This window comes from Puniceibacterium confluentis (assembly GCF_007923445.1).
GTDB lineage: Bacteria > Pseudomonadota > Alphaproteobacteria > Rhodobacterales > Rhodobacteraceae > Puniceibacterium > Puniceibacterium confluentis.
In genome coordinates this window covers 195,077-215,887 of sequence record NZ_VOJI01000007.1, presented here as the reverse complement: position 1 = coordinate 215,887, position 20,811 = coordinate 195,077, and the positions used below count along the sequence as shown (strand labels likewise).

Here is a 20,811-nt window from a genome sequence, read left to right as displayed (position 1 = left end):
CAAGGTCCCGTCCGCCACCGGGGCGGCGCCGGAGCGGTTTGATCCTGTTCCCATGGTTCACGACAACAAAAAACCCGGGCGCGAGCGCCCGGGCAGTTGGTCACAAAAGCTGATGGAAGGAGGAGATCAGCCTTTGGAGAACTCGGGATAGGCTTCCATGCCCAGCTCGGCCATATCGAGACCGTTGATCTCGTCTTCCTCGCTGACACGGATTCCCATGGTCACCTTGAGGATGAACCAGATCACCGCCGACACGACGAATGTGAAGATGCCGACAACGATGATGGAATAAAGCTGTGTGCCCAGGCTTGCGTCACCGTTGGTGATGACCACGGCGATGGTGCCCCAGATGCCGCAGACGAGGTGCACCGGAATGGCGCCGACCACGTCATCGACCTTGAGCTTGTCCAGCATCGGCACAGCCAGCACGACCAGGATACCGCCCACGGCACCAATCAGTGTCGCAGAACCCAGACCGGGGGTCAGCGGCTCGGCCGTGATCGAGACCAGACCGGCCAGCGCGCCGTTCAGCACCATGGTGAGGTCAGGCTTCTTGTACAGGACTTGCGTCAGGAGCAGGGCCGCGATGGCACCGCCGGCTGCTGCCGTATTGGTGTTGGCGAAGATGCGGCTGATGTCTGCCACGTTGCCCGCGGTGTCCATGTACAGCTGCGAACCGCCGTTGAAACCGAACCAGCCCAGCCACAGGATGAACGTGCCCAGCGTGGCGAGGGTCAGGTTCGAACCCGGCATCGGCACGGTGCGGCCATCCTTGTACTTGCCGATACGCGGCCCGAGGATCAGAGCGCCCGCCAGAGCAGCCCAGCCACCGACCGAGTGCACAACGGTCGAACCGGCGAAATCCAGGAAGCCCATTTCGTTCAGGAAACCGCCGCCCCATTTCCAGGATGCCTGGATCGGGTAGATGAACGCGGTCAGGATCACGGTAAAGATCAGGAACGGCCACAGCTTGATACGCTCGGCCAGGGTGCCGGACACGATCGACGCAGTGGTGGCGCAGAACATCAGCTGAAAGAAGAAGTCCGAACCGACCGACGCATAGGTCAGGTCCGTGTCCGGGCTGCCGCCGACCGGCTCCATCTGCGCCATCGAGAAGGCGCCGATCACGTTCTGAACCGTCCAGCCGTCGCCGGGGTACATCAGGTTGTAGCCGACGACGTAATACATGATGGCCGCAATCGAGAAGAGCGCGATGTTCTTCATCAGCTGCATCGTGACGTTTTTCTGACGCACCAGACCCGCCTCGAGCATCGAGAAGCCTGCCCCCATCCACATGACCAGGAAACCGGTCACGAGGAACATGAAAGTCGTGAAGATATAGCCGATTTCGCCATTCGGCGGGGTGACATCCGCCTCTTGTGCGAAGCCGAGGCTGGGCAGCGCGATCAGCGCGGCAGCCGGGGCAAGTGTCTTGAGAAGTTTCATTCGTCCGTTTCCCTTTGTCTCTCGTCGCCGCGTTATCAGAGCGCGTCTGCGTTGGTCTCGCCGGTGCGCACGCGCACGGCCTGCAACACGTCCAGCACGAAAATCTTGCCGTCGCCGATCTTGCCGGTCTGTGCCGTTTTCGCGATCGTCTCGAGCACCTGGTCCGCCATTGCGGCAGCCACGACGATCTCAAGCTTGATTTTCGGTACGAAATTCACCGCGTATTCCGCGCCGCGATAGATCTCTGTGTGTCCCGATTGCGAGCCGAAGCCCTTGATTTCTGTCACCATCATGCCGCGAACACCGATGGCGGTCAGCGCCTCGCGAACCTCCTCCAGCTTGAACGGCTTGATCGTCGCAATGATGAGTTTCACCTTGGTCCCTTTCGGTTTGGCAGGTCGGGGCCTGCTATGTGCACCAGCAGAAAGAGGTTTGCGCACGCGTTTTGAAAGACCTCAACGCTGGTTTTCCGACCACCGGGGGTGCGAATTTGCACAAATTTTGCACAAATTATGATTTGCGCCTGCTTTTTGGGCGCAATAAAAACCTTTGACCGGCTGCAGTATCGGTCCACATCCCATGTCAAAGCGGGTAGATTGCCCGAAAAGCGCAGTAGTCAGGCAGAGAACATGAGTGATTCAGGTCGGGGTAAGGGGCGTCTCGTTGCTGACCGCCGCTATCCCGGGAAAAAGACGCCAGCCAAGACCCCGGCCGCGGCTGCGAAGCCCAAGAAGACGACAACGTCGCGCCGCAAGGCAGCCGCGCCGCGTCGGGCGCGCAATCCGGTTGTGGCGTTCGTTCTGGGAATCTTCGGATTCGTCTTCGGGCTGATCTGGCGCATCCTTTGGCGTGTCACGGCGGTGGTCGCCATCGTTCTGGCTCTGGCGATCGCCTATACCTATCAGACCGTGCCAGATCTCCAGCACCTGCTGGATGGCCGGGCGCAGGGATCGGTCACGCTGCATGACCGCGACGGCAAGGTCTTTGCCTGGCGCGGTGACCAGTTCGGCGGCACCGTCACTGCGGACAGCGTTTCCCCATATCTCCGCGATGCCGTGATCGCGACCGAAGACCGCCGGTTCTTCCTGCACCCCGGGGTCGACCCTATCGGTATCGCCTCGGCAATCCGGATCAACCTGCGTGAAGGCCGCGGCCCGTTGCAGGGCCACGGCGGCTCGACCATATCGCAGCAGACGGCCAAGCTCTTGTGTCTGGGTGTCGAATATGTGCCGACCGACTGGAAGAACGAGGCGGAATATGTTGCCGATTGCCGCCAGGGATCACTGGTACGCAAGGCCAAGGAAGCACTTTACGCGCTGGCAATGGAAATCAAGTTCAGCAAGAAAGACATTCTGTCGATCTATCTGAACCGCGCCTATCTCGGAGGCGGTGCCTATGGCGCCGAAGCCGCGGCGCAGCGCTATTTCTCGAAACCTGCCGCCGCGCTCAATGCTGCGGAATCCGCGATGATCGCCGGGCTGCTGACCGCGCCCTCCTCGCTTGCCCCGACCTCGGATCTCGACCGGTCGCGGGAACGCGCGTCGACCGTGCTGGGACTGATGCAGGATCAGGGTTACATCACGAAGGCCCAGGCCGACGAAGCACGGGCTAATCCCGCTGTGCTTTCCGAGGCCGCCGAAGCGCGGGCCGGTGGCTATTTCGCCGACTGGGTGATGGACACGATCCCGGACTTTGCATCGGTCGAATCCCGTCAGGATGTCGAGATCCGCACCACGCTGGATCAGCGCCTGCAACGTGCCGCCGAAGACGCGATGAATGTGATCTTTGACGAAAAGGTGCGCGACGGATCCAAGGCACAGGCCGCGATTGTGGTCATGTCCGCAGACGGCGCGGTACGGGCCATGGTCGGTGGCCGCAAGACCGGGGTCTCCGGCGTCTTCAACCGCGCAACCCAGGCCAAGCGGCAGACCGGATCTTCGTTCAAACCTTTCATCTACGCCGCTGCCCTCGAACTCGGGTACGGTCCGTTCGATACAGTGATCGACGAACCGTTCTGCATGAACATTCCGGGGTCCGGGGAGTGGTGCCCCAAGAACTACACCAACAAGTTCAAGGGCCGCGTGACCCTGACCGAGGCGCTGAAGGAATCGCTGAACATTCCGGCGGTCAAGATCTCGGAATCGGTGGGGCGCGATCTGGTGCAGAAGGTGGCCGACCAGTTCGGCATCCGCTCGGAAATGTCCGATACCCCGGCCATGGCGCTCGGCACCTCCGAGGCATCCTTGCTGGAAATGACGGGCGCCTATGCCGGCATTCTGAATGGCGGCTCGTCCGTGCGCCCCTACGGGCTGATCGAATTGAGGATCATGGGCGACCCCGATCCGATGATTGGCACCGGCGGCGGCATCGGAGAACGCGTGATCAACGAAAAAGCCGCCAAAGAGCTGATCTACATGATGGAAAAGGTCATTTCCGAAGGCACGGGCCGACGCGCGCAACTGGATGGCCGCGAAGCCGCCGGCAAGACCGGCACCACTCAGGCGGCGCGGGATGCCTGGTTCGTGGGCTTCACCGCCGACTATGTAGCCGGTGTCTGGATGGGCAACGACGACAACACCCCGTTGACCGGCGTGACCGGCGGCGGTCTGCCGGCTGACATCTGGCGCGAAGTCATGGTACGGGTCAACCAGGGGATCGAGCCGAAGCCGCTGCCGATGATCGTTCCCGAACGCCCCGCGCCGCAGGTTGTGGCGCAACCGCAGCAACAACAGCAGGCACAGCCGCGCCAGCAACAGAAGCAACAGCCGCAACAACGCCAGCGCAAGCCCGATCCGGTTGAGAGTTTCGTCAACCAGTTGCTGCGCGACATCCTTGGGGGCAACTGACCGGCACTGGCCGTGCCGCCTTGGCAGGGAACCTCTGCCGGTCCTTCCCGGAGACTGATCCGGGAGGACTTCCAAAGCCAGGTCCGCACCTGCTGCGAGACTTGGCCCACAAACGATTTGTTACAGGTCGCTGATATGCTCTTTCGCTCGCGACAAATTGGGAAAATACTAACTGCCTTCCGCATTCAAGGGGCGCGAACTCACATATGACACCAAACCGCAAAGACTTGGGACGGGATGAACTGCGCGCCGCGCGGCGTGAAAGCCGACCCTATTACTGGTTCGTCGGCATCTTCAGTTTTTTCGTTAATCTTCTGATGCTTACCGGCCCTCTGTACATGTTGCAGGTCTATGACCGCGTGCTTGGGTCGCGGTCCGAGGCAACGCTGATCGCGCTGTCGCTGCTGGTGGTGTTCCTCTACGGCATGATGGGGATGCTGGACTATGTGCGCGGCCGCGTGATGGGCCGGGTCGCCGCGCGATTCCAGTCGCGGCTGGATCTGCGGGTGTTCGATGCCGTGGTGCGCCGCGCGTCGACTCAGCCGGACGAGCTGTCCGCAACCGGTCTGCGCGACCTTGAATCGGTGCAGCGGCTGATGTCTTCGCCGGTGCTCATGGCCTTGTTCGACATGCCCTGGACGCCGTTTTTCTTGTTCGGGATCATGCTGTTCCACCCCTGGCTCGGCTACCTCGCCCTGGCGGGCGGCGGCACCCTGATTGCCATCGCCCTGGTGAACCAGTTCGTGACCCGCAACCCGTCGCTGAAATCCAATACGGCGACGTTCCAGTCGGAGAAAATTTCGGACCAGATTCGCGGCGAATCAGAAATGGTGCAGGCGATGGGGATGCGCGGCGACGCTTTCCGCCGCTGGCAGACGGCACGCGACGCCTCGCTCAAGGGCCAGATTGCCTCGGCCGACCTGCTCGGCAGCTTCTCGACGCTGACGCGCACCCTGCGCCTGCTGCTACAGTCGGCCATGCTGGGTCTTGGCGCCTATCTGGTGCTGCAGAATGAACTGACCCCGGGGGCGATGATCGCCGGGTCGATCCTGATGGGCCGGGCACTGGCCCCGATCGAGCTTGCCATCGGCCAGTGGGCAGTGATCGAGAGGGCTCGCAAGGGCTGGGAGAACCTCGCGCGTCTGCTGAGCGAAGTGCCCCCCGAAACGCCGCGCACCGACCTGCCGGTGCCGCAGGCCAAGCTTGACATCATGCAACTGACGATCGTGCCGCCGGGGGAACAACAGGCCTCGTTGCGACTGCTCAGCTTTACCGTGCACCCTGGTCAGGCTGTTGGCGTCATCGGGTCGTCGGGTGCCGGAAAATCGACCCTCGCCCGGGCGCTGACCGGCGTCTGGCGCCCTGCTGGCGGCAAGATCCGCCTCGACGGTGCCTCGATTGACCAGTACGGCACCGACGTTCTGGGCCGCTATATCGGCTATCTGCCGCAGCGCGTGACCCTGTTCGACGGCACGATTGCCGAGAATATCGCCCGCCTGTCATCGGCCCCGGACGCGGCCAAGGTCGTCGAGGCCGCCAAGAAAGCGGCGGCCCACGAGATGATTCTCAGGTTGCCGGATGGCTATGACACCCGGGTTTCCTCGACCGGCGGCCGGCTGTCCGGCGGGCAGATGCAGCGCATCGGCCTGGCCCGCGCCATGTATGGCAACCCGATGATCCTGGTGCTGGACGAACCGAATTCGAACCTGGACAACGAAGGCTCCGAAGCGGTCAACCAGGCAATCCGCGTGATGAAATCCGAAGGAAAATCGGTGCTGATCATGGCGCACCGCCCGGCCGCGATCAAAGAATGCGATATGCTGCTGATGCTCGAAGGCGGCAGCCGCGCGGCCTTTGGCCCCAAGGATGAGGTCCTGAAACAAATGGTGCAGAATCACCAGCAAATTGCCAAGGCCGTCGGCCCGGGAGGTGTGCGATGAGTACGGCCAAGGATTTCCCGCTCCGCACCCCGATGCTGCTGGGTCTGCTGTCGCTGGTGGTGCTGGTGGGCGGATTCGGCACATGGGCGGCAACGACGAACATTTCCGGGGCCATCATCGCCTCGGGGCAGATCGAGGTCGACCAGAACCGCCAGGTGGTGCAGCATCCTGACGGCGGTGTGGTCGCCGAAATTCTGGTGGACGAAGGCGACACCGTGGACGCCGGTGCGCCGCTTATTCGCCTGGATCCCAGCCGCATTCAGTCGGACCTGACCATTGTCGAAGGCCAGTATTTCGAACTGGCGGCCCGGCGCGCCCGACTGCAGGCAGAGCGCGACGGGCGCGATTCGGTGACCTTTGACGCCCTGGTGCTGGCCCGCGCCGCTGACGACGCCGAAGTCGCGGAACTGGTCGAAGGCCAGCGCAACCTGTTCTCGGCCCGGCGCGATTCGATCAACCGTGAGATCGAACAGCTGTCCAAGCGCCGCGACCAGATCGCCGACCAGATCATCGGCATCGACGCCCAGCAATCGGCGCTGCTGCGGCAGAGCGAACTCATTCAGCAGGAACTGGCGGATCAGCAGTCGCTGCTGGACCGCGGGCTTGCCCAGGCCAGCCGCGTGCTCAACCTGCAGCGCGAAGAGGCGCGGCTTTCGGGAACCGTGGGCGAACTGACAGCGCAGAAGGCGCAGGCGCAGGGCCGCAGCACCGAGATCGACATTCAAATTCTGCAACTCGACACCCAGAGGCGCGAAGAGGCGATCACCACGCTGCGCGATTCGCAATTCCGCGAACGTGAACTGGCCGAACAGCGCCGCGCCCTGCTGGAAAGGCTGGACCGCATGGTGATCACCGCGCCGGTGTCCGGGGTGATCTACGGCCTGCGGGTCTATGCCCCGCGTTCCGTGATCCGTCCGGCGGATCCGGTGATGTACATCGTGCCGCAGGACCGGCCTCTGGTCATCGCCGCCCAGGTCCTGCCCATTCACATCGACCAGCTGTTCACCGACCAGACCGTCTCGTTGCGGTTTCCGGCGCTGAACCAGCGTCAGACCCCGGAACTCTTCGGGCGGGTGGTGCAGATCTCGGCGGATGCGTTTCAGGACGAAGGCTCTCAGGTCAGCTATTACCGCGCCGAAATCGTGCTGTCCGAAGGAGAGATCGACCGCCTGCCCGAAGGCAGCACGCTGATCCCGGGCATGCCGGTCGAGGCGTTCATCCGCACGGCGGACCGCACGCCGCTGGCCTATCTGGTGAAACCGTTCACCGACTACTTTGCCAAGGCTTTCCGCGAAAGCTGACAGCCTGCAGGGATCACAGGCGGCGGCGGGGAATTTGGGCCTCTCGCCGCCGTGACTCCTGTGGCGATCCGAGACCGGGCTTTTCAATCCCGCACGGCTCGCCTAGCCTGCGGGCAAACCTGACCTCAGAAAGGCCCGACATGACCAATCCGATCGAAGACCGCCTTGCCGAGCTTGGCCTCACTCTGCCCGCAGCCCCTGCGCCGGCCGCCAATTACGTGCCCTTCGTGCGCAGCGGCAACACGCTTTATGTCTCGGGTCAGATATCGAACGGCCCCGACGGACTGATCACTGGCAAGCTGGGCGCGGGCATGTCCGTCGAAGAAGGCGCAGCGGCAGCCAGATCCTGCGCGCTGAGCTTGCTGGCGCAGGCCAAGGCAGCACTGGACGGCGACCTGACCCGGCTCAAGCGGGTGGTCAAACTGACCGGTTTCGTCAATTCCACCGCTGAATTTACCGACCAACCCAAGGTGATCAATGGCGCGTCGGACACCTTTGTCGAGATCCTGGGGGATGCAGGCCGCCACGCCCGCTCGGCTGTCTCTGCAGCCGCGCTGCCGCTGGGGGTCGCCGTGGAAATCGAAGGTATCTTCGAAATCGAATGACCGCCCTGCCCGCTGCCTTTCTGACCCGGGCCATCGCGCACCGTGCCCTGCACGGCTCGGGTGCCCCCGAAAATTCGCGCGCTGCCGTCCGGCGGGCCGTGGCGGCGGGCTATGGCATCGAAATCGACCTGCAGCTGTCAGCAGACGGCGTCGCGATGGTGTTTCATGACTACGCTCTGTCGCGGCTGACTGCGGCCACGGGACCGGTACGGCAACACAGTGCCGCAGAGCTTGCCAAGATCCAGCTGACCGGGGGCGTGGACGGCATTCCGACTCTGGCAGAGGTCCTGGAAATCGTGGCAGGTCAGGTGCCCCTGCTGATCGAGATCAAAGATCAGGACGGTGCGCTGGGTCCTCGCGTCGGCCCACTCGAGCAGGCCGCAGCCCGTGACCTTGCCGGCTATTCCGGCCCGGTTGCGGTGATGTCGTTCAATCCGCATTCGATGACCAGCATGGCGGCGCTGGCCCCGCACCTGCCGCGCGGCCTCATCACTTGCGCCTTTGACGCCGAGGACTGGCCGACGGTCCCTGCCCCCAGACGCGACGCGTTGCGCGACATTCCGGATTACGCTGATGTGGGCGCCTGTTTCATCAGTCACGAGGCTGCCGACCTTGACCGCCCACGGGTTGCAGAGCTCAAGGCCACCGGCGCCACCATCCTGTGCTGGACCATCCGGTCGCATCCTGCCGAAATCGCGGCGCGCAAAGTCGCCGACAATATAACCTTCGAGGGCTACACCGCTTGAAGCTGGCCTGGAAAGGCACAGATACAGGGTCAACAAGGGGGCGCCCATGACCGAGCACAGCCCGGCCCAGACCATCGCCATCAACGTCCTGACCTCGCTGCGCCAGATCGAAGCCGCCGACTGGGATGCCTGCGCCTGTCCCGAAGCGGCCGACGGGGGACGGCCGCTGGATCCGTTCACCACCCACCGCTTTCTTCTGGCGCTGGAAGAGTCGGGCTCCGTCGGTCCCGGCACCGGGTGGGATCCGCGCTATCTTGTGGCCGAACTGGATGGCATGACCATCGCCGCTGCGCCGCTGTATGCCAAGGGCCACAGCCAGGGCGAATATATCTTCGATCACAACTGGGCGCAGGCTTACGAACGGGCCGGTGGGCAGTATTACCCCAAACTTCAGATCGCGGTGCCGTTCACGCCAGCCACCGGACGGCGGTTTCTCACCAGACCGGGGTTCGAAGCGATGGGCATGTCCGCCCTGCTGCAGGGCGCTGTCCAGCTGGCCTCGGAAAATGGCCTGTCTTCACTGCATGCCACGTTCTGCACCGAAGCCGAGGCAATTGCCGGTGCCAGCATGGGGCTGATGCCGCGCAGGACACAGCAGTTCCACTGGGTCAACGACGGCTATGCGACGTTCTCCGATTTCCTTGCCTCTCTGAGCTCGCGCAAGCGCAAGACCATCCGCAAGGAGCGCGAAAAGGCCCAGGACTTTGGCGGCACCATCCAGTGTTTCACTGGCGACCAGATCCAGCCGGAACACTGGGATGCCTTCTGGATTTTTTATCAGGACACCGGCGCGCGCAAGTGGGGCAGCCCGTATCTCAGTCGCCAATTCTTTGACATTGCTCAGGAAACTCTGCGTGACGACATGATGATGGTCATGGCGTCCCGGGACGGGCAACATGTGGCCGGGGCGCTGAATTTCATCGGTCGCACGGCGCTATATGGCCGCTACTGGGGATGTGTCGAAGATCACCCCTGCCTGCACTTCGAGGCGTGCTATTATCAGGCCATCGACTTTGCCATCGCTCACGGGCTGGCCCGTGTCGAAGCCGGCGCACAGGGCGAACACAAGCTGGCGCGCGGCTATCTGCCGGTGCCGACTCATTCGCTTCACTGGATTAGCGACAAAGGCTTCGCACGGGCGGTCGAGAGGTACCTTGAGGCCGAAGCCGCGGCGGTGAACGAAGAGATGGAAATCCTGACGTCCTACGGGCCGTTCAGGAAAGAGCACAGAGAGGAACGCCAATGACTGAGCTGCTGTCAGACACCGCCCGTGAAACCATCCTGCAACCGCTGTTCGATTGCGGCTGGAAAATGGTCGACGGACGGGATGCGATCCACAAGACCTATGAGTTCAACAATTTCATCGAAGCGTTCAGCTGGATGACCCGCGCGGCGATCTGGGCGGAAAAATGGAACCACCATCCCGAATGGTCCAACGTCTACAAAACGGTCGAGGTCACCCTGACGACCCACGACGTTGGCGGCGTATCGTCGCTCGACGCCAAGATGGCCCGCAAGCTCGACACCCTTTGACGCCCGCATCGGGCAACCCATCCACCAAGGCTTTCGGTTGCTTCCGGACCCGGTCAGCGCCGGGTCCGGAGCCTGTCGCTCAGAGTGCGGCGAGCAGCGATTCACCGCCGGAAATTTCGCAGGTGCCGGGGCTTTCCTCGGGCATGAACTGCGTGACGACACCATCCTCGACCAGCATCGCATAACGCTTTGACCGTTTGATCAGCCCGGCAGGCGGCGCATCAAAGGCCATGCCGATCGAATCGGTAAAGGCGCTTGAGGCGTCGGCCAGCATGGTGATCCCGGCGGCCGTCGCGCCTGTCACGTCACCCCATGCCTTCATCACAAACGGATCGTTGACCGAGATGCACAGGATCTCGTCCACGCCCTTGGCGGAAAAATCATCCTTGGTGCGGATGAAGCTGGGCACATGCGCCGAATGGCAGGTCGGTGTAAAGGCGCCGGGCACGGCAAAGACCACCACCTTGCGGCCCTTCAGCTTGGCGGCCAGATCCACCGCCTCGGGTCCGCTGTCGCCCATTTGCACGAGCGTCGCGCCGGGCAGGCTGTCGCCTGTCGAAATCGTCATGTTCCATGTCCCCTGAATTGTGTTCCGTCACCACCCGCATATAGAGTATGCGCAGCAAACTCCAATAAACGAAATCAACGAGAGGTGAGCAAATGGGCAATGTCGTCGTGATCGGAGCAGGGCAGGCCGGATCCGCGCTTGTGGCCCGTCTGCGCAAGCAGGGGTATGATGGATCCGTCACCCTGATCGGTGACGAACCGGTGCCGCCCTACCAGCGCCCGCCGCTGTCCAAGGCCTACCTCCTGGGAGAGATGGATGCCCAGCGGCTGTACCTGCGGCCCACCAGCTTTTACGCGGATCAGGACATCGACCTGCGCACCGGCGCCCGGGCAGCCCGGGTAGACGCCGCCGCCAGAACGGTGATTCTGCCCGATGGCAGCGTCCTGCCCTACGACCACCTGGCCATGACCACCGGGTCACTGCCACGCCGCCTGCCCGGGGCCATCGGCGGGGATCTGGACGGTGTGTTCACCGTACGCACCCTGGCCGATGTCGACGCCATGGCACCGCGCTTTGTTCCCGGCGCCCGGGTGCTGATCGTCGGAGGCGGCTATATCGGCCTCGAGGCAGCGGCGGTAGCCCGCAAACTGGGGCTCGAGGTCACGCTGATCGAAATGGCCGACCGTATACTCCAGCGTGTCGCCGCTCCGGAAACTTCGGACTATTTCCGCGCGCTGCACCGCCACCACGGAGTCACCCTGCGTGAAGGTGTCGGCCTCACGCGCCTGCTGGGCAAGGAGCGGGTCACCGGGGCCGAGCTGAGTACCGGCGAGACGATCGAAACCGATTTTGTGATCGTCGGTGTCGGGATCACACCGGTCACCGACCTTGCCGAAATGGCCGGCGTGACGCTGGAGAACGGCATCCGCACCGACGCCTACGGAAAGACCTCCGACCCGGCGATCTGGGCGGCGGGGGACTGTGCATCCTTCCCGTGGAAGGGCGGACAGATCCGGCTGGAAAGCGTCGGAAACGCCATTGATCAGGCCGAATGCGTGGCTGACAACATCTCTGGCGCCAACACGCCCTACGCGGCCAAGCCCTGGTTCTGGTCTGATCAGTTCGATGTCAAACTGCAGATTGCCGGGCTCAACACCGGCTATGACACCATCATCACCCGCCGTGACGCGGCGGCTGAACCGGTCGGCGGGACAGTGTCATACTGGTACTATCAGGGCGAGACCCTGCTGGCACTGGACGCGATGAACGACCCGCGCGCGTACATGGTCGGCAAACGCCTGATCGAGATGGGGAAATCCCCCGCCCCGGCGGTCATTTCCGACACCGAGACCGATCTCAAGGCGCTGTTGCGGGGATGAGGATCATTGCCGGCAGCCTGCGCGGGCGCGCCCTGACCGCTGTCGGCAAGGGCGATCCCGCTGCACATCTGCGCCCCACCACGGACCGGGTGCGGGAAAGCCTGTTCAACATGCTGGCGGGCGGGCGGTTCGGCGCGCCTTTCGAATCGGCAACCGTGCTCGACCTGTTCGCGGGCACCGGCGCGCTCGGTCTCGAAGCGGTATCGCGCGGCGCGGCGCAGGTGACCTTTGTCGACGACGGTCGCAAGGCGCTGTCGCTGCTGCGCGACAACATCCGCCTTCTGGATGCCGCAGGTCAGTGCAAGATCATCGCCCGCGACGCCACCCGTCTGCCGCCTTGTGACGGCCCGGCCGCGACCCTGATCTTCCTCGACCCGCCTTATGGCCAAGGCCTGGGCCTGCGCGCCTTGCAAGCCGCTGTCGCGGGCGGTTGGGTCGCACCTGACGCGCTGGTCGTCTGGGAGGAGAATGCCCCACAACCGCCGCTGACCGGGTTCCACCTGCTGGATTCCCGGCGCTATGGCGAGACCCATGTGACTATGCTTCGAGCATCTGCCTGAGCCCGGCGGCGTCAGTGTCGCCCGGCCGGAAACGTCTGGAAAACACCACCCGAGTGCGTGTGGGTGTTGTCACTTTGCACAAGTCCTACGCCATCGGTCTCAATAGATGAGCACCCGCAAGAGTTGCGGTGCCTGACCGCCCGGATTGATTGCCCCTACGGAAACACCATGTTAGCCACCGGACTCTGGGGGCGTGATCCGCAGCGCGCCGCCGCTTTGAATGCCGATGAAACCCGAGCCCGCCACAGGACAACGCTCGCTGAATTTCGCCCGTCGGGCGGACCCCGTGATCGGCTGGCCCGGTCCAAACGGTTGGCACCTGCGTTTCGCAAACCGGCGCGCACCGCTCTCCGTCCGGTCTGACGGTTTTCGGGCGACTTCCCATGTTGGGAAGAGACAGCCCCGGCAGACATAGCACATTTTCCTGCGGAGATTTTAAACAGGATGATGGTACATGAGTGAGCAAACAAAGCATAAGAAATCCGCGATCCGCGTGTTTGTCTGTTCAAGCTGTGGACACCACCTGCGATTGGGACGCGCGTATTGCGGCGACTGCTATCAACCGACGCCAGTCTATAATCGCCTGTGGGCGATATGTTCGGTTGCGGCTGCCGTGACCATTGCGGTGGTTGCCGGTCTGCTCAGGTCGCTGCTGTAAGCCCCGGGGCACAGCCCCGCAAAGCGACGTCCCCTGATCGGGCGTGTTGGAGGAGCCGCGCTTTTCGGGAAAACTTCTGGCAATGGCGGCCGCAGCGTCCTAACATCGTATTCATATGATTGAATAGAACGAGGCCGAACATGCCCCTTTGCCGCCCGACCCGCCGCGCCTTCCTGACGGGCGCTGCCGCCGCGCCTGCACTGGCACTGTCCACCCAAGCATTGCCCGCCGCCGAGTTCGGGCCGGTCGGCCCCGCCAATCCCAGTCATGTCCGCTTTGCTCTGGGACAGATGACCCTGACGCTTCTGTCGGACGGCTTTTTCAGTCGCCCGCTGTCGACCATCGCCGTCAACGCAGATCCCGCCGCCCGTGATGACTTTCTGCAGCAGCACTTTTTGCCGACGGACAGCGGTTACTCTCACACCAACCACATCGTGATCGACAGTGGTTCCGCCCGTGTGCTGGTGGATGTCGGCTCGGGGGACCGGTTCCTGCCGACCACCGGACGGTTGATGGCCAACCTGACAGCGGCCGGAATCGATCCCGGTTCGATCACCCATGTGATCATCACCCATGCCCACCCGGACCACATCTGGGGAATCCGCGACGGCTTTGACGAAGCGATCCTGCCGGACATCCCGTATTTCATCGGAGAGGCCGAACACACCTTCTGGCTGCAGGATGATCTGGTCACCAAGGTGTCGCCCGAGTTGCAGCAATTTGTCCTCGGGGCGCAGAATTCGCTGAGCGTCGATGGCGCGGACTGGACGCTGCTGTCCGCGGATCAAGAGGTCGCTGCGGGGATCCGCGTGATCGCAACCCCGGGTCACACGCCGGGGCATATGTCAGTGGCCCTCGAAAGTGAGGGCCAGCAGCTGATCGTTCTGGGCGACGCCCTCACCAGCCCCTATCTCGACTTTGCGCATCCTGATTGGGTCAACAGCGCCGACATGGACGCCGCGCAGACCGTGGCCACCCGCCGCCGCCTGCTGGACATGGCCGCCACCGACCGGATCGCCGTGCTGGGGTATCACTTTCCCTTCCCGGGACTCGGCAACGTCCAGCGCAGCGGCGACAGCTACCGGTTCATCCCGGCACTGTGGCGATTCGATTGAGCCTGGCGGTGCAGGCAGCGCATCCGGCCTAGTATGTCGGGTGAAAGATTCCGCCGGGCGATTGCGTAAAGATCTCGACCCCGTCCGAGGTCACCCCCACCGAATGTTCAAACTGTGCGGACAACGACTTGTCGCGCGTCACGGCAGTCCAGTCATCCGCCAGCACCTTGGTTTCCGGCCGCCCCAGGTTCACCATCGGCTCGATGGTGAAGAACATGCCCTCTTCCAGAATTGGTCCCGTGCCCGGGCGGCCGTAATGCAACACGTTTGGCGGCGCGTGGAACACCCGCCCCAAGCCGTGACCACAGAAATCGCGCACCACCGACATCCGGTTCGCCTCGACAAACGACTGGATCGCGTGGCCGACGTCACCAAAGGTGTTGCCCGGCTTCACCGCCTCGATGCCCTTCATCAGGCTGTCATGGGTGACCTGGATCAGCCGCTCGGCCTTGCGCGGCAGCTTGCCGGCCACGTACATCCGGCTGGTGTCGCCGAACCAGCCATCCAGAATGACCGTCACGTCAATATTCAGGATGTCGCCATCCTTGAGCTTTTTCTCGCCCGGGATGCCGTGGCAGACCACGTGGTTCACGCTGATGCAACTGGCGTGCTGATAGCCCTTGTACCCGATGGTCGCGGACACGGCACCGGCGGCTTCGACCTGTGCCTGAATAAAGGCATCCAAATCACCGGTACTCACCCCGACGTCGACCTTGGCGGCCACGTCGTCCAGAATGCGCGCAGCCAGTTCGCCGGCTTTCAGCATGCCTGCGAAATCAGACTGGTCGTAAATGCGTATGCCGTCTCGGGTCAGACGTCCGCGCGTTTCTTCATTCACCGGCTGCGGCTCCGTTTTCAAAATTTTTCGATACATAATTCAGCTTTCCCCAAAGTTCCAGAGGCATGCTGCACGGCAGCAATATGGCAGATTTCGGGGTCCGTCGCCACGGCAGCTTATCCCCACGACCCCCAGCTGACGGGACGGAGTGTTCAATGCGCCGATCCTACCAGAAATTCCCCATAATTTCAATGCCATCTGCACGTCAACGCACGGATCATTGGGCGATGTCAGGTAGGGTAAAGGGCAGCTGCACACCCGGGTGGATCCCCTCGGGCGAGAGTTCACAGGCGAAACACAATACCTCGACCCCGGCAGTCACAGCCGCGGCACAGGCCCCCGCATAGGCCGGATCCAGATCCGGTGCCAGTGTCACCGAGGCGCAATCCGACCGCTGTACAAGATACAGCATCACCGCCCGGTGACCGGCCGCCGCCATCGCCGCAAGCTCGCCCAGATGCTTGGTGCCCCGGTCGGTGACGCTGTCGGGAAACTCGGCCAGGCCCGGCTGGCGCGACAGGGTCACGGATTTCACCTCGACATAGGCGTCGCGCCGCCCCGCGCCCCTGAGCAGAAAATCAATGCGGCTGCCGGTGCCGTATTTCTGCTCTGGCATCACCCGGTCATAGCCCTCCAGCCCGGGAACCTGACCGGCCTTCAGCGCCGCCCGCAGCACCTAGTTTGCCGCGCCGGTATCCACCCCGATCAGCGCGCCGCCGACTTCGACCAGCCGCAGACCGTATTTCAGCTTTTTCTTCGGATCGTCGTTCGGCTCGATCCAGACCGTCAGACCCGGCATCGCCAGCCCCAGCATCGAACCGGGATTGGGGCAATGTGCCGTCACTTCCTGTCCGTCCGGCAGCCGCACATCCGCCAGAAACCGCTTGTAGCGGCGGATCAGCACTGCCCGGATGAGAGGGGTTTGAAACCGCATGACCCGGGCCTATACCTGAGCCGACGACCAAGGCAAGGAGTCCACGATGCCAAACCCCACGGCCGCCATGCTGGTGATCGGAGACGAGATCCTCTCGGGCCGCACCCGCGACGCCAACATGCACTATCTGGCCGGCGAACTGACCAAGGTCGGCATCGACCTGTGCGAAGTCCGCATCGTGTCGGACAATCGCCCGGCCATCGTCTCGGCGCTCAACGATCTGCGCGCGGCGTTCGATTACGTGGTCACATCCGGCGGCATCGGGCCGACCCATGATGACATCACCGCCGACTGCATTGCCGAAGCCTTTGGCGTGAACATCGACGTGCGTGACGATGCCCGCGCCCTGCTTCAGGCGCATTATGACCGGCAGGGCAGCGAATTGAACGCGGCCCGGCTGCGCATGGCCCGCATTCCCGACGGGGCTGCGCTGATCGAAAACCCGGTGTCCGTGGCGCCCGGCTTCACCATCGGCAACGTGCACGTCATGGCCGGGGTGCCGATGGTGTTTCAGGCCATGGTCGCTTCGGTCCTGCCGACACTGACCGGCGGCGCGCCGCTGTTGTCGCAGACGCTGAAAATCCAGCGCGGCGAAGGTGACATTGCCGGCCCGCTGGGCGAGTTGGCCAAGGAATTCGACGACCTGCAAATCGGGTCTTATCCGTTCCAGAAGGATGGCGTCTACGGCGCCAATATCGTGGTTCGCGGCACCGACAACGGGCGGGTCAGCGCTGCCATGACAAAGCTGGCCGGGCTGTTTCCGGCATGACACCCACCCTTGCAGAGCTCTACGACGTGACCGAGGCCACCTGGCCCCCCGCCGACTGCCGCCAGATTGGGCCGGTCACCCTGCGTGACGGCGCGGGGGGCGGCAAGCGCGTGTCGGCGGCCACGGCGGGCGCGGGCTGGAGCACGGCCAGTCTGGCCGAGTCCGAAGGCGCGATGATGGCCCGGGGTCAGACGCCGCTGTTCATGATCCGTGCGGGCGAGGAGGCGCTGGACTCCGCGCTGGACGCGCGGGGGTATGGCATCATCGACCCGGTGAATCTCTGGCTCTGCCCGCTTGGCCGGTTGACCGACACGCCCGTGCCCCGTGTCACCGCCTTTGCCATCTGGGAGCCACTGGCGATCATGCGCGAGATCTGGGCACGCGGCGGCATCGGCCCTGACCGCGTGGCGGTGATGGAGCGCGCCGCCATGCCGAAAACCGGACTGTTCGGACGTGCGGACGACAAGGCCGCCGGCGCGGGCTACTGCGGGTTGTCCGGCGGCACGGCCATGGTGCATGCTCTTGAAATCCAGCCCGAACATCGCGGCAAGGGGTTGGGAAAATGGATGATGCGCTGTGCCGCCTTCTGGGCGCAGGCGCAGGGCGGCACCCACATGGCGGTGCTGTGCACGCAGGCGAACGCCGCGGCCAACGGGCTATATGCTTCCCTCGGGATGGAGGTTGTGGGACAGTATCATTACCGCATCAAAACCAAGGACACCGCCCCGTGACCGCACAACAGCCGACCGCGCTCGACCTGCCGATGGTCGACCCCCTGCCTGCCGACACGCAGAAATATTTCGACATCTGTCAGGACAAGCTGGGGATGATCCCCAACGTCCTGAAGGCGTATGCCTTTGACATCGACAAGCTCAACGCCTTTGCCGCGATGTACAATGACCTGATGCTGGCGGATTCGGTGCTGAGCAAGCTTGAACGCGAGATGATCGCGGTTGTCGTCTCGTCGGTGAACAAATGTTACTACTGCCTGACTGCGCACGGCGCCGCCGTGCGCCAGTTGTCGGGCAACCCCAAGCTGGGCGAGATGCTGGTGATGAACTGGCGTGCGGCGCGGCTGGAGCCCAGCCAGGCCGCGATGCTGGCCTTCGCCGAAAAGCTGACCCGTGCCAGCGCCGAGATCACCGAGGCCGACCGCCAGGCGCTGCGCGATGCCGGGTTCAACGACCGCGGCATCTGGGACATCGCCAGCGTTGCCGCCTTCTTCAACATGACCAACCGCGTGGCCAGCGCCACCGACATGCGGCCGAATGACGAATACCACGCACAGGCGCGTTGACTGGGTGCGGCTGATCTGGCTGGCGCTGCTCGGCCTGCCTGCCGCCCCTGCCGCCGCGCTTGACCTCGCCCTGCCGCTCAGTGCCCGGATGACGGCCGAGACCTCGACCGGTGCCGGCAGCTACCGGCTGCCCACCGGCCCCTGGCGCGACGGCGGCCTGCCCTCCCTGCGCATCGAGGGCCCGATCTCCCGGCAGGCCTGGCGCCTGGACGGTCAGAGCGCCACCACCCAGCAGATCATGGCGCGTCTGCGCGATCAGATCACCGCCGCCGGATACGAAATCGCACTGGACTGCGCCGCGCGGCTGTGCGGCGGCTTCGATTTCCGGTTCAACACCGAAGTGCTGCCCGGCCCCGAGATGTATGTCGACCTGACCGATTTTCGGTTCCTGTCCGCCCGGGCGCCCGGCGGGGACAGCATCAGCCTGCTGGTGAGCCGTTCCTCGGCCGCCGGTTTCATCCAGATCATCCGCGCGGGAGAATCCGTGGCGCCGCTCGAGGTTACCCCGTCTGCGCCCCCTCTTCAGACCGACGAGTCCGAAGCACTGTCGGCGCAGCTTGAGAGGGAAGGCCACGTCGTCCTGCGCGATCTTCTGTTTCCCAGCGGCGTCGCAGAGCTTGGCAGCGGCCCTGTGGCCTCGCTTGATGCGCTTGCGGTCTATCTGCAAACCCACCCAACGACACGGATCGCCTTTGTCGGTCACACCGACGCCACCGGATCGCTTGAGGCCAATGTCGCGCTGTCACGCCGTCGCGCCCAGTCAGCCGTGACCTATCTGCGCACACGCCACGACATTCCCGCCGCGCGGATCAATGCGGAAGGCGTCGGATACCTGTCGCCCCTTTCGACGAACCTCACCGAAGAGGGGCGCCTGTTGAACCGGCGGATCGAGGCGGTGCTGATCCCCGGCGAATAGCCGCGCTCAGCCGTCCAGATCCTGCAGATACAGGCGGACCGCCTCCTGCACGTGGCGAAACCTGTCACCACCCAGATGTTTGCCGCCGTACCAGCGCGTCACAACCACCAGATGGTCCTGCAACTCTGCGCGTTCCAGCATCCGCAGGATGACCATTCCGGCGCCGCTCTCGCCGTCGTCGTTCTTGATGGGCACCCCGGCGGCGATCAGCCCCCAGGTGTTGTGCGTCGCCTTGGCGAATTTCTTGCGCCGGGTGAGTTCCCGGATCAGCGCTTTCGCCTCGGACTCCGACCCGCAGGGCGCACCGGAAACCGCGTATTTAGATCCCCGGTCGCTGATGATGTTTTCGATCACGCGCATGGTGCCGGTTTAGGCCGCAACGCGATGCGGCGCAATCGCGGCGACGCACCCCTGTCGGCGGGGCTGGCGGCACCACGATGTCGACAAAAAAACGCCCCGGAAACGAACCGGGGCGCGAGGCTGCCTGAACAGGCTGGGGAAATACATTACCAGTCGACGGGGCCCTTTTCGGCAAAGGCCTGAACCAGAAAATCGATAAAGGCACGCACCTTGGGCTGGGTGAACCGGCCCGGCGGGTACACTGCATAGATGCCCTGCGTCTCGGTCGGCAGGTCGGGAATCGCGTCCTGGACCAGTCCCTTTTCCATGGCATCGGCATAGAGAAAGGACGGAAGGTAAGCGATGCCAAGCCCGGCGACGCAGGCATTCAGCAGTGATTGCCCGTCATTGACCGACAGCCAGCCGGCAGTGCGGATCTGGCGCTTTTCGCCCGAGGGTGCGGTCACCTTCCAGACGTTGCCGCTGGCCTGATTGGAATAATGCAGCAGTTTGTGTTCGTTGAGATCGTCGATCTTTTGCGGTCGGCCGAATTTCTCGAAATACCCCGGCGAGGCGATCATCCGCTTGGTTGTTTCGGTCAGCTTGCGGGCCCGCAGCGTGCTGTCTTCCAGCTCGCCGATGCGCACGGCCATGTCGAAGCCTTCGGAAATCAGCTCTACATAGCGATTGTTCAACACCATGTTCACGGTGATGTCCTGAAACTCGGCGAGGAAATCGCCCAGGACAGGGCTCAGGTGGTTCACGCCGAAATCCGTTGCCACGGAAATCCGCAGCAGCCCCGATGGCGCGGACTGCATGGACGTGACCAGTGCGTCGGCTTCGCCGGCATCGTTGAGCACCCGACGGGCGCGGTCGTAATAGGCCAGTCCGATCTCGGTCGGGCTGACACGGCGGGTGGTGCGGTTCAGCAGCCGGGCACCAAGACGGGCCTCAAGCGAGGAGACATGCTTGGACACGGCGGACTTCGAGATACCCATCTTTTTGGCGGCGTCAGTGAAGCCGCCCTGGTCAACGACCGTGGCAAAGGCTTCCATTTCCGTCAGGCGATCCATAGGCAACT

The 20,811-nt window shown here is 63.6% G+C and carries 20 protein-coding genes and 1 pseudogene; 14 read left to right on the top strand and 7 right to left on the bottom strand.

Annotated features, from left to right (window positions below; genetic code table 11):
• Window positions 1–126 precede the first annotated feature (126 nt).
• Together FOY53_RS10380 and FOY53_RS10375 are read right to left on the bottom strand one after the other, a co-directional pair.
• Window positions 127–1,446, bottom strand: coding sequence for an ammonium transporter (locus tag FOY53_RS10380; RefSeq protein WP_146588476.1), 1,320 nt, complete (start codon window positions 1,444–1,446; stop codon window positions 127–129).
• Window positions 1,447–1,481: 35 nt separating this feature from the next.
• Window positions 1,482–1,820 carry a P-II family nitrogen regulator gene (locus FOY53_RS10375; RefSeq protein WP_146588503.1) on the bottom strand — a complete coding sequence of 113 codons (339 nt, stop codon included), beginning with the start codon at window positions 1,818–1,820 and terminating at the stop codon, window positions 1,482–1,484.
• Window positions 1,821–2,075: 255 nt separating this feature from the next.
• On the opposite strand from FOY53_RS10375, the gene FOY53_RS10370 reads away from it, so the two are divergent.
• The 7 genes from FOY53_RS10370 (at window position 2,076) to FOY53_RS10340 (ending at window position 10,417) form a co-directional block, all read left to right on the top strand.
• Window positions 2,076–4,292, top strand: a complete 2,217-nt coding sequence (locus FOY53_RS10370) for a transglycosylase domain-containing protein (RefSeq protein WP_146588474.1) — start codon at window positions 2,076–2,078, stop codon at window positions 4,290–4,292.
• 206 nt (window positions 4,293–4,498) lie between these two features.
• The gene (locus tag FOY53_RS10365; protein ID WP_146588471.1) at window positions 4,499–6,232 is read left to right on the top strand and encodes a type I secretion system permease/ATPase; all 1,734 of its coding nucleotides are present in this window, start codon (window positions 4,499–4,501) and stop codon (window positions 6,230–6,232) included.
• Window positions 6,229–7,533: an HlyD family type I secretion periplasmic adaptor subunit gene (locus FOY53_RS10360; protein ID WP_146588469.1), complete on the top strand. Its 1,305-nt coding sequence runs from the start codon at window positions 6,229–6,231 to the stop codon at window positions 7,531–7,533. Before FOY53_RS10365 ends, FOY53_RS10360 begins: the two co-directional genes overlap by 4 nt.
• A 140-nt stretch (window positions 7,534–7,673) precedes the next feature.
• The gene (locus FOY53_RS10355) at window positions 7,674–8,138 is read left to right on the top strand and encodes a RidA family protein (RefSeq protein ID WP_146588467.1); all 465 of its coding nucleotides are present in this window, start codon (window positions 7,674–7,676) and stop codon (window positions 8,136–8,138) included.
• A complete protein-coding gene (locus tag FOY53_RS10350) occupies window positions 8,135–8,884 on the top strand; it encodes a glycerophosphodiester phosphodiesterase family protein (RefSeq protein WP_146588465.1) in 750 nt (249 codons plus the stop codon). The genes FOY53_RS10355 and FOY53_RS10350 overlap by 4 nt, the downstream gene beginning before the upstream one ends.
• A gap of 46 nt (window positions 8,885–8,930) precedes the next feature.
• A complete protein-coding gene (locus tag FOY53_RS10345; RefSeq protein WP_146588463.1) occupies window positions 8,931–10,130 on the top strand; it encodes a GNAT family N-acetyltransferase in 1,200 nt (399 codons plus the stop codon).
• Window positions 10,127–10,417: a 4a-hydroxytetrahydrobiopterin dehydratase gene (locus tag FOY53_RS10340; protein ID WP_146588461.1), complete on the top strand. Its 291-nt coding sequence runs from the start codon at window positions 10,127–10,129 to the stop codon at window positions 10,415–10,417. The genes FOY53_RS10345 and FOY53_RS10340 overlap by 4 nt, the downstream gene beginning before the upstream one ends.
• A gap of 79 nt (window positions 10,418–10,496) precedes the next feature.
• Here the strand turns inward: FOY53_RS10340 and FOY53_RS10335 are convergent, their stop codons facing one another.
• Complete coding sequence (locus FOY53_RS10335) at window positions 10,497–10,985, bottom strand: peroxiredoxin (RefSeq protein WP_146588459.1); 489 nt, start codon at window positions 10,983–10,985, stop codon at window positions 10,497–10,499.
• Window positions 10,986–11,077: 92 nt separating this feature from the next.
• Between FOY53_RS10335 and FOY53_RS10330 the strand changes: the two genes are divergently transcribed.
• The 3 genes from FOY53_RS10330 to FOY53_RS10320 all read left to right on the top strand — a co-directional run bounded on the left by FOY53_RS10330 (window position 11,078) and on the right by FOY53_RS10320 (window position 14,637).
• On the top strand, window positions 11,078–12,304 hold the full coding sequence (locus FOY53_RS10330; RefSeq protein WP_146588457.1) for an NAD(P)/FAD-dependent oxidoreductase: 1,227 nt from the start codon (window positions 11,078–11,080) through the stop codon (window positions 12,302–12,304).
• On the top strand, window positions 12,301–12,864 hold the full coding sequence (gene rsmD / locus FOY53_RS10325) for a 16S rRNA (guanine(966)-N(2))-methyltransferase RsmD (RefSeq protein WP_146588454.1): 564 nt from the start codon (window positions 12,301–12,303) through the stop codon (window positions 12,862–12,864). The genes FOY53_RS10330 and rsmD overlap by 4 nt, the downstream gene beginning before the upstream one ends.
• Window positions 12,865–13,662: 798 nt before the next feature.
• Complete coding sequence (locus tag FOY53_RS10320; protein ID WP_146588452.1) at window positions 13,663–14,637, top strand: MBL fold metallo-hydrolase; 975 nt, start codon at window positions 13,663–13,665, stop codon at window positions 14,635–14,637.
• 28 nt (window positions 14,638–14,665) lie between these two features.
• On the opposite strand, the gene map is transcribed toward FOY53_RS10320, so the two are convergent.
• Window positions 14,666–15,511 carry a type I methionyl aminopeptidase gene (gene map / locus FOY53_RS10315; protein WP_146588450.1) on the bottom strand — a complete coding sequence of 282 codons (846 nt, stop codon included), beginning with the start codon at window positions 15,509–15,511 and terminating at the stop codon, window positions 14,666–14,668.
• A gap of 181 nt (window positions 15,512–15,692) precedes the next feature.
• Window positions 15,693–16,409 (bottom strand): annotated as a pseudogene (gene sfsA, locus FOY53_RS10310) (DNA/RNA nuclease SfsA).
• Between the two features lie 46 nt (window positions 16,410–16,455).
• Here sfsA and FOY53_RS10305 point away from each other — a divergent pair.
• Genes FOY53_RS10305 through FOY53_RS10290 form a run of 4 tightly spaced genes read left to right on the top strand, consistent with a single transcriptional unit; the run spans window position 16,456 to window position 19,391 of the window.
• The gene (locus FOY53_RS10305; protein WP_146588448.1) at window positions 16,456–17,178 is read left to right on the top strand and encodes a competence/damage-inducible protein A; all 723 of its coding nucleotides are present in this window, start codon (window positions 16,456–16,458) and stop codon (window positions 17,176–17,178) included.
• Entirely contained in the window at window positions 17,175–17,909 is a 735-nt protein-coding gene (locus FOY53_RS10300; protein ID WP_146588446.1) for a GNAT family N-acetyltransferase, read from the top strand. The genes FOY53_RS10305 and FOY53_RS10300 overlap by 4 nt, the downstream gene beginning before the upstream one ends.
• A gap of 32 nt (window positions 17,910–17,941) precedes the next feature.
• Window positions 17,942–18,475: a peroxidase-related enzyme gene (locus FOY53_RS10295; protein ID WP_146588501.1), complete on the top strand. Its 534-nt coding sequence runs from the start codon at window positions 17,942–17,944 to the stop codon at window positions 18,473–18,475.
• Window positions 18,447–19,391 carry an OmpA family protein gene (locus tag FOY53_RS10290; protein ID WP_146588443.1) on the top strand — a complete coding sequence of 315 codons (945 nt, stop codon included), beginning with the start codon at window positions 18,447–18,449 and terminating at the stop codon, window positions 19,389–19,391. The genes FOY53_RS10295 and FOY53_RS10290 overlap by 29 nt, the downstream gene beginning before the upstream one ends.
• 6 nt (window positions 19,392–19,397) lie before the next feature.
• Here FOY53_RS10290 and FOY53_RS10285 read toward each other — a convergent pair whose 3' ends face one another.
• Both FOY53_RS10285 and FOY53_RS10280 read right to left on the bottom strand, forming a co-directional pair.
• Entirely contained in the window at window positions 19,398–19,751 is a 354-nt protein-coding gene (locus tag FOY53_RS10285) for a YigZ family protein (protein ID WP_146588441.1), read from the bottom strand.
• Between the two features lie 146 nt (window positions 19,752–19,897).
• Window positions 19,898–20,803, bottom strand: coding sequence for a LysR family transcriptional regulator (locus tag FOY53_RS10280; RefSeq protein ID WP_146588439.1), 906 nt, complete (start codon window positions 20,801–20,803; stop codon window positions 19,898–19,900).
• Window positions 20,804–20,811 lie beyond the last annotated feature (8 nt).

What these genes read in the sequence shown, in the direction of transcription:
- FOY53_RS10380 (WP_146588476.1), bottom strand. Translation starts at nt 1,446, where the DNA reads ATGAAACTTCTCAAGACACTTGCCCCGGCTGCCGCGCTGATCGCGCTG.
- FOY53_RS10370 (WP_146588474.1), top strand. Translation starts at nt 2,076, where the DNA reads ATGAGTGATTCAGGTCGGGGTAAGGGGCGTCTCGTTGCTGACCGCCGC.
- FOY53_RS10365 (WP_146588471.1), top strand. Translation starts at nt 4,499, where the DNA reads ATGACACCAAACCGCAAAGACTTGGGACGGGATGAACTGCGCGCCGCG.
- FOY53_RS10360 (WP_146588469.1), top strand. Translation starts at nt 6,229, where the DNA reads ATGAGTACGGCCAAGGATTTCCCGCTCCGCACCCCGATGCTGCTGGGT.
- FOY53_RS10355 (WP_146588467.1), top strand. Translation starts at nt 7,674, where the DNA reads ATGACCAATCCGATCGAAGACCGCCTTGCCGAGCTTGGCCTCACTCTG.
- FOY53_RS10350 (WP_146588465.1), top strand. Translation starts at nt 8,135, where the DNA reads ATGACCGCCCTGCCCGCTGCCTTTCTGACCCGGGCCATCGCGCACCGT.
- FOY53_RS10345 (WP_146588463.1), top strand. Translation starts at nt 8,931, where the DNA reads ATGACCGAGCACAGCCCGGCCCAGACCATCGCCATCAACGTCCTGACC.
- FOY53_RS10340 (WP_146588461.1), top strand. Translation starts at nt 10,127, where the DNA reads ATGACTGAGCTGCTGTCAGACACCGCCCGTGAAACCATCCTGCAACCG.
- FOY53_RS10335 (WP_146588459.1), bottom strand. Translation starts at nt 10,985, where the DNA reads ATGACGATTTCGACAGGCGACAGCCTGCCCGGCGCGACGCTCGTGCAA.
- FOY53_RS10330 (WP_146588457.1), top strand. Translation starts at nt 11,078, where the DNA reads ATGGGCAATGTCGTCGTGATCGGAGCAGGGCAGGCCGGATCCGCGCTT.
- rsmD (WP_146588454.1), top strand. Translation starts at nt 12,301, where the DNA reads ATGAGGATCATTGCCGGCAGCCTGCGCGGGCGCGCCCTGACCGCTGTC.
- FOY53_RS10320 (WP_146588452.1), top strand. Translation starts at nt 13,663, where the DNA reads ATGCCCCTTTGCCGCCCGACCCGCCGCGCCTTCCTGACGGGCGCTGCC.
- map (WP_146588450.1), bottom strand. Translation starts at nt 15,511, where the DNA reads ATGTATCGAAAAATTTTGAAAACGGAGCCGCAGCCGGTGAATGAAGAA.
- FOY53_RS10305 (WP_146588448.1), top strand. Translation starts at nt 16,456, where the DNA reads ATGCCAAACCCCACGGCCGCCATGCTGGTGATCGGAGACGAGATCCTC.
- FOY53_RS10300 (WP_146588446.1), top strand. Translation starts at nt 17,175, where the DNA reads ATGACACCCACCCTTGCAGAGCTCTACGACGTGACCGAGGCCACCTGG.
- FOY53_RS10295 (WP_146588501.1), top strand. Translation starts at nt 17,942, where the DNA reads ATGGTCGACCCCCTGCCTGCCGACACGCAGAAATATTTCGACATCTGT.
- FOY53_RS10290 (WP_146588443.1), top strand. Translation starts at nt 18,447, where the DNA reads ATGACGAATACCACGCACAGGCGCGTTGACTGGGTGCGGCTGATCTGG.
- FOY53_RS10285 (WP_146588441.1), bottom strand. Translation starts at nt 19,751, where the DNA reads ATGCGCGTGATCGAAAACATCATCAGCGACCGGGGATCTAAATACGCG.
- FOY53_RS10280 (WP_146588439.1), bottom strand. Translation starts at nt 20,803, where the DNA reads ATGGATCGCCTGACGGAAATGGAAGCCTTTGCCACGGTCGTTGACCAG.